The organism is Cupriavidus sp. 22TCCZM04-2, from assembly GCF_057798895.1.
This window is the reverse complement of sequence record NZ_JBYOJS010000012.1, coordinates 18,485-30,232: the sequence shown is the minus strand read 5'-3', so window position 1 is coordinate 30,232 and position 11,748 is coordinate 18,485. Positions and strand designations below refer to the sequence as shown.

General features: G+C 65.8%; 9 protein-coding genes. 2 read left to right on the top strand and 7 right to left on the bottom strand.

All coding sequences use genetic code 11. The features are described 5' to 3' along the window. Positions 1-8 precede the first annotated feature (8 nt). Both AC3FKG_RS18145 and AC3FKG_RS18140 read right to left on the bottom strand, forming a co-directional pair. The gene (locus AC3FKG_RS18145; protein ID WP_488743776.1) at positions 9-641 is read right to left on the bottom strand and encodes a CDP-alcohol phosphatidyltransferase family protein; all 633 of its coding nucleotides are present in this window, start codon (positions 639-641) and stop codon (positions 9-11) included. Between the two features lie 11 nt (positions 642-652). Further along, complete coding sequence (locus AC3FKG_RS18140; RefSeq protein ID WP_483714173.1) at positions 653-943, bottom strand: antibiotic biosynthesis monooxygenase family protein; 291 nt, start codon at positions 941-943, stop codon at positions 653-655. Positions 944-1,096: 153 nt separating this feature from the next. Here AC3FKG_RS18140 and AC3FKG_RS18135 point away from each other — a divergent pair, with 153 nt between their 5' ends. Both AC3FKG_RS18135 and oxlT read left to right on the top strand, forming a co-directional pair. After that, positions 1,097-3,046, top strand: a complete 1,950-nt coding sequence (locus tag AC3FKG_RS18135) for an ExeM/NucH family extracellular endonuclease (protein WP_488743775.1) — start codon at positions 1,097-1,099, stop codon at positions 3,044-3,046. A 665-nt stretch (positions 3,047-3,711) separates the two neighbouring features. Then, entirely contained in the window at positions 3,712-5,031 is a 1,320-nt protein-coding gene (gene oxlT, locus AC3FKG_RS18130; RefSeq protein ID WP_488743774.1) for an oxalate/formate MFS antiporter, read from the top strand. A gap of 93 nt (positions 5,032-5,124) precedes the next feature. Here the strand turns inward: oxlT and AC3FKG_RS18125 are convergent, their stop codons facing one another. From AC3FKG_RS18125 to AC3FKG_RS18105, 5 genes are all read right to left on the bottom strand, one after another. Continuing rightward, positions 5,125-5,586: a DUF2127 domain-containing protein gene (locus AC3FKG_RS18125; RefSeq protein WP_483714169.1), complete on the bottom strand. Its 462-nt coding sequence runs from the start codon at positions 5,584-5,586 to the stop codon at positions 5,125-5,127. An 89-nt stretch (positions 5,587-5,675) separates the two neighbouring features. Continuing rightward, positions 5,676-6,107: a hypothetical protein gene (locus AC3FKG_RS18120; RefSeq protein WP_488743773.1), complete on the bottom strand. Its 432-nt coding sequence runs from the start codon at positions 6,105-6,107 to the stop codon at positions 5,676-5,678. A gap of 182 nt (positions 6,108-6,289) precedes the next feature. Then, positions 6,290-6,847: an SRPBCC family protein gene (locus AC3FKG_RS18115; protein ID WP_483714166.1), complete on the bottom strand. Its 558-nt coding sequence runs from the start codon at positions 6,845-6,847 to the stop codon at positions 6,290-6,292. A 104-nt stretch (positions 6,848-6,951) separates the two neighbouring features. Beyond that, positions 6,952-8,442: an efflux transporter outer membrane subunit gene (locus tag AC3FKG_RS18110; RefSeq protein WP_488743772.1), complete on the bottom strand. Its 1,491-nt coding sequence runs from the start codon at positions 8,440-8,442 to the stop codon at positions 6,952-6,954. 11 nt (positions 8,443-8,453) lie between these two features. After that, a complete protein-coding gene (locus AC3FKG_RS18105; RefSeq protein WP_488743771.1) occupies positions 8,454-11,645 on the bottom strand; it encodes an efflux RND transporter permease subunit in 3,192 nt (1,063 codons plus the stop codon). Positions 11,646-11,748 lie beyond the last annotated feature (103 nt).

The window sequence follows — 11,748 nt, the reverse complement described above, 5'->3', positions numbered from 1 at the left end:
CCACAGCGTCAGAACTTGGGGATCCTCAGGGTCTTGCTGACCATCAGCGACCCCGACAGCGCGAACAGCAGCACCAGCGGGTGCAAGTCCGCCGGGCCGATGGTCCATGAACCGCCGGGCAGCGCCACGTCGAGGCGTTGCTGCGCGGCGCACCAGGCCAGCACGCCGGTCAGCAGCACACTGGTGGGAATCGGCGTGCCTTCGAAATACTTGACCTTGTCGCTGCCGGCCGACAGCGTTTCCGCGGTGACGTTGAAACGCGCGAGCCGGCTGACGCCGCAGCAGACAAAGAAGATCAGCACCGCCAGGTCCCAGCCGCCGCGCATGCCGGCGGCAAACGCCAGCGTGGCCGGGCCGACGCCGAACGAGATGATGTCGGCCAGCGAATCCAGCTCGCGCCCGAGCGCCGAATGCTGGTGCCGCCAGCGCGCGATGCGCCCGTCCAGCACGTCGAAGATGAAGGCCAGCGGCGCCAGCGCGGCCGCCGTGAGGAAATGCGACGGCGTCGGCGTGGCCACGTAGAACATGGCGAAGAACACCGATGCCATCCCGCAGGCCGCATTGCCCAGCGTGAACACGTCCGCAAGCTGCAGCTCGCGCAGCATGGAGAAATGGCGGGGCCGCTCCTGAGGCGTGGGCATCGGGGGCCGGCTCAGAGAACCTTGGATACGTGGCCGACTTGCGGCGGCGCCGCGAAGCAGTCGCTGACGAGAGCGCGCCACTCCTGGAATTCAGGCGCTTCGCGGAAATGCACCATGTGGTTTTCGACCGTTTCCCATTCGACCACGAGCGTGTATTGCTGCGGCTGCTCGATCGAGCGGAACAACTGCACGCCATGGCAACCGCGCGAACGCAGGAACAGCGGCCTGGCCTTGCCAACGCCCTCCTCGAACTGGCTTTCGCTGCCAGGCTTGACGGTGATTTGCGCGATTTCCTTGATCATGATGTCCCTGTGTGTGGTTGGGGGGCTGCCGACGCGTGCCGGCGGGATGACACTACCTTAGCACGATCAAGCGCGCGGGTCGTGTGGCCGCAATCCTTTCGTTACTCGCGCACCGTAGCATCGCGGCTTCCGTTGAATCCGTGAGGAACCGCCATGTCGATGAAACCGCTGAATGCCATGAAGGCCGGACTGTTTTTCGCCGGCCACGCCACCTTTGCCCTTGCTGCTGCCGCGCCATGCGGTGCGCCGTCCACCTTCATTGCCGACGTGCGGGCGGCATCGGCCACTTCCCCGCTGGCGGGCAAGCTGGTGGAGATCGAGGCGGTGGTCACGGCCGACTACAGCGGTCCCGATGGGTTCATGGGCTTCTTTGTCCAGCAGGCCGACGCGCAGCGACAGCATCGAGCGGGCGTATCCGAGGGCCTGTTCGTCTACGCGCCGCGCTACGCTGCACGCGCCGGCGACCTGTTGCGGCTGGCCGGCACCGTGGAGGAGCGCTACGGACAGACCCAACTGGCCTTGTCGGGCTTGCCATCGGTCTGCGCTTCCGGGCGCTCGGTCACGCCGGCCAGTCTCGCGCTGCCCTTCCCCAACGACATGTCACCGAGGGCGCTCGAGGGGATGCTGGTCACCGTGCCGCAAACGCTGACCGTCAACGACACGCATGACCTGGGCCGCTATGGCAGCCTGCTGCTCGGACACGGGCGCCTGCACATTCCCACCGCAGTCGCCGCGCCGCGTGAAGGTGCCGCGCAGGCTGCGGGAGACAATGCCTTGAACCGGCTGGTGCTCGACGATGGGTCCATCCAGCAGAACCCCGCGACCGTTCCTTACCCCGCGCCGGCACTGAGCGCCGCAAACCCGGTGCGTGCCGGCGACACCGTCAACGGCCTGCGCGGCGTGCTGGAGAAACGCTACGGCAACTGGCGCGTGCAGCCTGTGCCCGGTGCGGCGCCGATCCGGTTCACTTCCGCCAATCCACGCCAGCCCGCCCCCACACGCGCCGCCGGCACCGACGTGCGCGTCGCCGCGTTCAACGTGCTCAACTACTTCAACGGCAATGGCCAGGGCGGCGGCTTCGATGCGCCCGACAACCGTGGCGCACGCAACGCGGCCGACTTCGCGCGACAGGAAGCCAAGCTGCTCGCGGCACTGCGCGCGTTCGACGCAGACGTGATCGGCCTGATGGAAGTGGAGAACAACGGCTTTGGTCCGCGTAGCGCCGTGCAGCGCCTTGCGTCCCAACTAGGCCCGGACTGGCGCGCCGTCGAACCCGGCACGCCAAGGCTTGGCCTGGATGCCATCTCGGTCGCGCTGCTCTATCACCGGCGCACCGTGATGCCGCTTGGCACACCGGCGACCACAGTGCTGGAAGCACGCAGCCGGCAACCGCTCGCGCAGACATTCGCGCCAGTCGGCAATCCCTCGCGGTCATTCACCGTCGCGGTCAACCACCTCAAGTCCAAGAGCTGCGCGGATGCCGAGGGACCCGAGCGCGACCAGGCCGACGGCCAGGGCTGCTGGAACGCGGCCCGCTCGCGCGCGGCCCGGACGCTGGCCGGCTGGCTCAAGACCGCGCCGACCGGCGTCGCTGCCGAAGGCACGCTGGTGATCGGCGACCTCAACAGCTACGCCCGGGAAGAGCCGATCCGACTGCTGGCAAAAGAGGGATACGAAGACATGGTGGCAAGGCTGGCCGGACGCGACGCCTACACCTATGTATTCGATGGACAGGCGGGCTACCTCGACTACGCGCTGGCCGACGCTGCCCTTGCCAGGCGCATCCGGAGCGTCAGCATCTGGCATGTCAATGCCGACGAACCCGCGGCCTTTGCCTATGCGCAAGCATATCGCAGCGCTGCCCAGCAGCAGCGCTACTACGCGCCGGATGCCTGGCGTGCGTCCGACCATGACCCGGTGCTGGTGGACCTGTCCTGGCGCGAGTCCGCGCCCGACAACGCACCCGCCCAGGGCGGAGGCGCCAATGCCGTAGCCGAGCCCGAAGGCGGCGGCGGCAGTGTCGGCGCCGCCGCGCTGCTGGCCATCGTGCTCGCCGCCAGTACGGCGCTCGTCATACCGGCGCTGCGCCGCCGGTCCATGTGAGAGCCGATCGCCGAAATACCAAGAGAAAACCCCAATACAACTTCACAAAAATATAATCCAATAATCAATCGAACCGCATCACAGCTTTATATTTCCATCCGCGCAATACGTGTCGCCGATTCGTGGTGGAGTCGGACACGCGCCTCAGCCCGCTTGCCCAGCCTGCGGGCTTTTTTTTGCGCAGCGGCTCATTCCGGACACGCTTCAATCGCCTTTTCCATAACATCTCCTAATAAATACATTCATATAAACACATGGATGTCTCTTTTACCTTGACTTACATGATATATCACATACTGTGTATCCCAATGCCTGGCGCCAGGCGCTCCGGCACAAGGGAAACATGACAATTCTGTCATCTGGCGATAAGCAAGCAATTTTTCGGAGGTACGAACAGACATTGATCCAGCCACTTATCCGAAACCAGATCGGTCGATCTGAAAAATCCCTTTTTATCCATTTTCGGCAGCCGGAACATATACCGGAGAGCCAGGGTATTTTCACGTCCTGAAAATGCAGAAATACCCAAACCGATAAGCCGATGGAACAGGAGACATGAAAATGACAGCGACCCACGCCAGACCCCGGAATTCCGCCTGCCGATGCAGACCCGCGCCATTGAACCGCCTGAATCAACCTGAATCAACCGATGCCAGGAGCGCGCAATGAATAATCCCTCGGCAGCAGCCCTGCGCCCGCAGCAGGGTTCCGAACGTACGCGCTGGATGCAGCTGTTGGTCGGCGTCGTCTGCATGATCGCCACGGCGAACATCCAGTACGCGTGGACGCTGTTTGTCCCGGAGATCCAGGAGACCTATGGCTGGTCCCGCGCCAGCATCCAGATTGCCTTTACGGTGCTCGTGCTGGTCCAGACCTGGCTCGCGCCGATCGAGGGCTACTTCATCGACAAGTTCGGCCCGCGCATGATGGTCGCGTTCGGCGCGATCTTCATCGGCGCGGCGTGGATCATCAATTCACAGGCCACCACGTTGATGGGGTTCTACATCGGCGCGGCCGTCGGCGGTCTTGGCGTTGGCTCGATCTACGCGACCTGCATCAACAATGCGCTCAAGTGGTTCCCGGATCGTCGCGGCCTCGCCGTGGGCCTGACGGCAGGCGGCTATGGCGCGGGCTCCGCGGCAACGATTCTCCCGATCGCGGCGATGATCGAGTCGTCCGGCTTCCAGCCCACCTTCCTGTTCTTCGGCATCCTGCAAGGATCGCTCGCCTTTGTCGCGGCATGGTTCCTGCGCTCGCCCAAGGCCAATGAAGTCAGGGCGTCGCAGAAGCTGGTCCAGGCCACGCGCGACTACACGCTCAAGGAAGCCATGAGCACGAAGCTGTTCTGGCTGATGCTGGTGATGTTCGTGCTGGTTGTCACCGGCGGCATGATGGCCGTCGCGCAGCTCGGCGTCATCGCGAAGGACCTCGGCGTGAAGGAGTTCAAGGTCGACCTGCACTTCTTCGTAATGGCCGCACTACCGCTCGCACTGATGCTGGACCGCATCATGAACGGCATTTCGCGTCCGCTGTTCGGCTGGGTCTCCGACAATATCGGCCGCGAGAAGACTATGGTCATCGCGTTCACGCTGGAGGGCCTGGGCATCATCGCGCTCGGGTACTTCGGCAGCAATCCGTATGCGTTCCTGATCCTGTCCGGCGTAGTGTTCCTGGCCTGGGGCGAGGTGTATTCGCTGTTCTCGGCGCTGGCCGGCGATGCGTTCGGCACCAAGCACATCGGCAAGATCTACGGCGTGCTCTACACGGCCAAGGGCATCGGCGCGCTGTTCGTCCCGATCGGCAACCTCCTGATGGAGGCCACCGGCACGTGGTCAACCGTGCTTTACACGGTCGCCGCCATGGACCTCACCGCCGCGTGCCTGGCCATGATGGTCCTGCGCCCGGTACTGGCGGCGCACGTGGCCACGGCAAGGGGCCTCCATGCGAAGGAGACCGCCGCAACGGGTGCGCAGGTTCCGGCCTGACACGCGCGGCATCTCGGCGTCGCAATGAAAGAGCGGGCGTCTTCGGAAGCCCGCTCTTTGGCCTGGACCGGCTTGTTCCCCGGCCTTCGGCTGTCAGGATTGGACTTCGTGGCGCGCCAGTCCCTTGACGAGGTACAGCACAACCAGCAGGTTCGCCACAGCCAGGCCTGCATGTATCCAGGTCGGATGCACGAGCGCTTCGTAGAGTTCCAGGGGCAGGTAGATGCCGCCGGAAAACACGCCCAGCCAATTGCCCCAGGCCAGCCGGTGCCACAGTCCCCACGCTTCGGCAAAGCGCATCAGCGCGTACACCGCAGCCGAGCCGCCGATGGCCCACAGGCGCGCATCGCTCGGGTGCGACAGCAAGGCCAGGAAAATCGTCGGGTAGCGGCTGGCCGGGTTGACGTGCAGCCGCATGATGATCGATTCGGCCAGCGCCTGCGCATCACGGTGGAGAAACGCTACCAGACCCAGGCCAGCCACGATCACCAGCGCGCCTTTGGCCGCTTCGAACAGCGCAATGGTCCTGAGGCCGAATATGTCCTGCTTCGCCATGACGTGGCTCCGGGGTGGGTTGTGATCCGAGGCCTGTATTGTGCAATACGGGCCGCCCCGGACACCACTGCCGTGGCCATGCGCGCGCGTCAGCGTGCGTACTCGCGCTCCTGCATCGGGCCATCCGCTTCAATGCCGCCGTTCGCTTCCAGCGGGCCATCGACGGAAATGGGCCCGTCGACATTGAGGTCGCCCTTGATCACGAGGTTGCCATGCACCGTCAGCGGTCCGTTGAAGACCTTGAGATAGCCCGCCGCATAGGGCAGCCCCCGCACCGTGGCGGGGCCGGAAAAAAAGGCGGCGGACAGCGGGCCGCGCGCATGCACCCGTCCCGCGACGATCAGCGTGCCGTGCACGGTCACCGGCCCGCGCACATGCGCTGATCCGCCCACGGTGATCGATCCGGTTTCCTGCGGCTGGGCCCGCAACGCCGTGGCTGCACACAAGGCCAGCGCCGCCGCCAGTGCCAGGCTCACAGCGCGTACCTGTGCGGCATGCATCGGAAGATGGAGGGTTCTCATTTGGCGTTTTCGGGTCACCACGTCACCACGTCATCACGTCACGCCGCACCGCAGACCACCAGCCAGCCGCGCAACGGAGCCGGCAATGTGATCCCTGCGGACTGCGGCCGGCCGCGGCCGGCTAGGAGGGTAATTTCAACTTAGTGCGGATCCTGGCGCGGCGCAAGGCGCGTGGCGCCCGGTCAACGCGAGGCTTCGAGCTTTGCCTTGAGCCGCCTCACGGCTTCCGCCGATTCCGCCTCGATGCGCGGGCGCAGCATCAGGCGGTTGAGCAGGACGAACAGCAAGGTGGGCGACTGGTAGCTGAATTCCCGCTCGAAGCGCGTGCTTTCCTCGCTCGGCGTGAGCGAAGGCGTCAGGGCCGGGGTCAGCGTATAGGCAACCGTGCCGGCCTTGCGTCCAGCGATCTCGCCTTCGATCCGCCACGCCCGGGGCGGATCGCTCTTCGTCACGGTCCACACCACCACGCCGCTGCGTCCCGCCACCACGAAGGTCTCGGTCACGCGCTCGCCGGGTCGCAGCGAGTGATCGGTGGCACCCGCCACGCCCAGCGAAGACGGGTGCCACGCCGGCCAGTTGCCCGGCGTGGACACGTAGTCGAACACCGCCGCCGGCGGCCGCGCAATCACGACCTCATTGCGAATGCGCGTGGTGTCGGCCCACGGCAGTGGCACGAACAATGCCGCAGCGCCCGTGGCGGCTGCAATCAGGATCCAGAACAGCGTCTTGTGTCGTCGCATGGAGGCGTGAGGCCCACGCACGTTCGGTGGCGTGGCGCATTGCTTTCAGTGTAGTGAACCGATTGCATCGCGCCACCCCGCCGCCTCCGGGACGACCGCCGCTGTCAGCGCGCGGAAGCCACCGCTTCGGATGCCGGAACGGGCCCCCATCCTCCGCCCAGGCTGCGCACCAGCGCCACCGTGGCCGCGGCCCGCAATCCAGCCACGGCGTTGGCGTCGCGTTGCGATTGCAGCACCGTCCGGTCGGCGTCGATGACCGTCAGGTAGTCCACCGCACCCGCGTCATAACGGCTGCGCGAAATACGCTGGGCCCGCCTTGCGCCAGCCAGTGCGCCGTCGAGCGCCGTGGATTGCTGGCTGAGCCAGCGGACATCGGCCAGGCTGTCTTCAACTTCCCGGAACGCCACCAGCACGGTCTGCCGGTAGCGCGCGACGCTTTCCTCATGCCCGGCACGCGCGCCGGCCAGGTTGGCGCTGTTGCGGCCACCGTCAAACACCGTTTGCGCGATCGTCGAGCCCACGAGCGGTCCGAGCGCCCACGTGCGCGACGACCACTTGAACAGGTTCGACAGGTCCGCCGACTCGAAGCCGAACAGCGCCGTCAGCGAAATGCGCGGGAAGAACGCAGCCTTCGCGATGCCGATGCGGGCATTGGCCGCCGACATCTGCCGCTCCGCCGCCGCGATATCGGGACGGCGTTCGAGCAGTTCCGACGGCAGCCCCGCGGGCACGGCCACTGGTGCGGTGTCGAACGGCTTCGCGGCCAGGCCGAACTGCGACGGCGACGCGCCGGTCAGCACGGCCAGCGCATGCTCCTGGTTGGCGCGGCGGCGCTCGACGCCGGCCAGGTCGGCGCGCGCCGTGCCGAGTTCGGCTTCGGCGCGGGCTGGGTCCAGGTCCGTCGTCTCGCCCGCCTGGTAGCGCTTGCGCAGCAACGACAGCGCATCTTCACGCAATTGGATTGTAGCGTTGAGCAGTTCGCGTTCGCTGTCGAGCGTACGCAGCGCGAAATACGCCTGCGCCGTATCGGCCTGCAGTGCGAGCTGCACCGAGCGATACAGGTCCTCGGCGCCCTGCTCTTCGGCGCGCGCCGCGTTGACGCTGCTGGCCACGCGGCCAAACAGGTCCAGCTCGTAGCTGGCGAATGCACGGGCCTTGAGCACGGTTTGCGGTGCGACACGGGTCCCGTCCGGCAGCCCCTGCGATGCCGCCGACGGTTGCGCGCGGGTCGGGTCCAGGCCCACGCTCAGTTGCGGATACAGGTCCGCTTCCGTGGCGCCGGTGAACGCGCGCGCCTGCTTGAGCCGCGCCGCCGCGGCGGCAAGATCCTGGTTGTAGGTGTTGGCCGCTTCAATCAGCCGGTCCAGTTCGGCATCGCCGAAGATCTTCCACCAGTCGCCGCGATGCTGGCCTTCGGCCGGCGCCGCGGTCTTCCACTGCGCGCCTTCAGTGGCCGCGGCATCGGCCTCCTTGAAGGTCGCGGCGGTGGGCGTCTCGGGCACCTTGTAGGTCGGCGCCAGCGAGCAGCCCGCCAGCACCAGCGCTGCGGCCAGTGTTGCCAACCTTGGCAGGTATTGCGTCATCACGTTATTCATATCGATCACCATCACTCTGCGGACGGCACGGCGTGCGAGGCCGATGCACTGTTTTCCAGGGCTTCGCGGCGCTGCTTGCGCGTGGCCAGCAGGCGCAGCGCGACATAGAACACCGGCGTCAGGAACAGCCCGAAGAAGGTCACGCCAAGCATGCCGGCGAACACGGCAACGCCCATCGCGTGGCGCATTTCGGAGCCGGCGCCGGTCGACACCACCAGCGGCACCACACCCATGATGAACGCGAACGAGGTCATCAGGATCGGGCGCAGGCGCAGCCGGCTGGCTTCGATCGCGGCCTGCACCACGGTGCGGCCGTGGTGCTCCAGCTCGCGGGCGAACTCCACGATCAGGATCGCGTTCTTCGCCGACAAGCCGACCAGCACGATGAAGCCGATCTGCGTGAAGATGTTGTTGTCCCCACGCGTGAGCCACACGCCCGTCATGGCGGCCAGCAGGCTCATCGGCACGATCAGGATCACCGCCAGCGGCAGCGTCAGGCTTTCATACTGGGCGGCCAGCACCAGGAACACCAGCAGCACGCACAGCGGGAAGATCCACACGCCCGCGTTGCCGGCCAGGATGTCCTGGTACGTCAGTTCGGTCCACTCGAAGCCGATGCCCTTCGGCAGCGTCTCGGCGGCAATCCGCTCCGCCGCGGCCTGCGCCTGGCCCGACGAGAAGCCCGGGGCCGGGCCGCCGTTCATGTCGGCCGCGGTAAAGCCGTTGTAGCGGCTCACGCTGTCCGGGCCGAAGCCCTGCTTCACCTTGACCAGCGACGACAGCGGCACCATCTCGCCACTCGTGCTGCGCGCCTTGAGCTGCAGGATGTCCTCGGCATGCTGGCGGAACTGCGCGTCCGCCTGCACCTTGACCTGGTACGTGCGGCCGAACTTGTTGAAGTCGTTCACGTAGGCCGAGCCGAGATAGGTCTGCAGCGTCTCGAACACGTCGGTGACCGGCACGCCAAGCTGCTTGGCCTTGGTGCGGTCGAGCTGGACGTCGAGCTGCGGCACATTGACCTGGTAGTTGCTGAAGATGCCGGCCAGTTCAGGCGTGGCGCGTGCCTTGCCCATGAAGGCATTGGTGGCCTCGAACAACGCGTCATAGCCCAGTGCGGCACGGTCCTCGATCATCATCTTGAAGCCGCCGATCGTGCCCAGCCCCTGCACCGGCGGCGGCGGGAACACGGCGATAAACGCGTCCTGGATCGAGCCGTACTGCTTGTTCAGGTCCGCGGCGATCGCGCCGCCAGACAGCGCCTTGCTCTTGCGCTTTTCGAACGGGTCCAGCGTGACAAAGACGATGCCGGCGCTGGGGCTGTTGGTGAAGCCATTGATCGACAGGCCCGGGAACGCCACCGCGGATTCCACGCCCGGATGCTTGAGCGCGATGTCCGACATGCGGCGGATCACATCCTCGGTCCGGTCCAGCGTGGCGCCATCCGGCAGCTTGGCGAAGCTGACCAGGTACTGCTTGTCCTGCGCCGGCACGAAGCCCTTCGGCACCATCTGGAACACGCCCCAGGTGGCCACCAGCATCACCGCATACACGCCGAAGACCGAGCCTTTGCGGCGGATCACGCCCTTCACGCCGCGGCCATAGCTGTCGGAGCTGCGGCCGAAGAAGCGGTTGAAGCGCGCGAAGAAGCCGCCGAACACCTTGTCCATGCCGCGCGTGAGCCAGTCCTTGGGCGCGTCGTGGCCCCGCAGCAGCAGCGCGGACAGTGCCGGCGACAGCGTCAGCGAGTTGAAGGCCGAGATGATCGTCGAGATCGAGATCGTCAGTGCGAACTGCTTGTAGAACTGGCCCGTCAGGCCGGTCATAAACGCCAGCGGCACGAACACGGCGATCAGCGTCAGCGCGATGGCGATGATCGGGCCGCTGACTTCACGCATGGCCTTGTACGTTGCCTCTTTCGGCGACAGCCCTTCCTCGATGTTACGCTCGACGTTCTCCACGACCACGATCGCGTCGTCGACCACGATGCCGATTGCCAGCACCAGCCCGAACAGGCTCAGCGCGTTGATCGAGAAGCCGAATGCATGCATCAGGCCGAACGTGCCGACGATTGACACCGGCACCGCCAGCAGCGGGATGAGCGATGCGCGCCACGTCTGCAGGAACAGGATCACCACCAGCACCACGAGCAGGATGGCCTCGAACAGCGTATGGACCACGGCCTCGATGCTGTGGCGCACGAACTGCGTCGGGTCATAGACGATGCTGTAGTCCACGCCTTCCGGCATGTTTTGCTTCAGCTCCTCCATGGTCTTGCGCACATCGTTCGAGATCTGGATTGCGTTCGAGCCAGGGGCCTGGAAGATCGGGATCGCCACCGCGGACTTGTTGTCCAGCAGCGAACGCAGCGCGTATTCCGAGGCGCCGAGTTCGATGCGGGCGATGTCCTTCAGGTACGTCACCACGCCATCGGGCGAAGTCTTGACGATGATGTCGCCAAACTCCTCCACGGTCTGCAGGCGTCCCTGCGCGTTCACCGACAGTTGCAGGTCGGTGCCGGGCAGTGTCGGCGACTGGCCGATCACGCCCGCCGCCACCTGCACGTTCTGCTCGCGAATGGCCTTGACCACGTCCGACGCCGACAGGTTGCGCTCGGCGATCTTCTCCGGGTTCAGCCAGACGCGCATGGAATAGTCGCCCGAGCCGAACATCTGCACCTGGCCCACGCCCTGGATCCGCGCCAGGCGGTCCTTCACGTTGATCAGCGCGTAGTTGCGCAGGTAGGTCATGTCGTAGCGGTCGTTCGGCGAGACCAGGTGGACCACCATGGTCAGGTCCGGCGAACTCTTGACCGTGGTGATGCCCAGGCGGCGCACGTCTTCCGGCAGGCGCGGCTCGGCCTGCGACACGCGGTTCTGCACGAGCTGCTGCGCCTTGTCCGGGTCGGTGCCCAGCTTGAAGGTCACGGTCAGCGTGAGCGAGCCGTCGCTGTTGGCCTGCGAGTTCATATACAGCATGTCCTCGACGCCGTTGATCTGCTCTTCGAGCGGCGTGGCCACGGTCTCGGCGATCACCTTCGGGTTGGCGCCGGGGAACTGCGCGCGCACCACGACCGAGGGCGGCACCACTTCCGGGTACTCCGAAATCGGCAGCTTGAACATCGAGATGGCGCCGATCAGGAAGATCAGCACCGACAGCACGCCCGCGAAGATGGGGCGGTCGATAAAGAATTTCGAGAGATTCATCTTGGTTCTCGGCCTGTTTTTGGGCAAGAAGCCCCCCTGGCGGCCCGCTGTGGCGGGCGCCATTCACATCAGGGGAAGCGAATGCGAGGGACTGTTTGTAGCG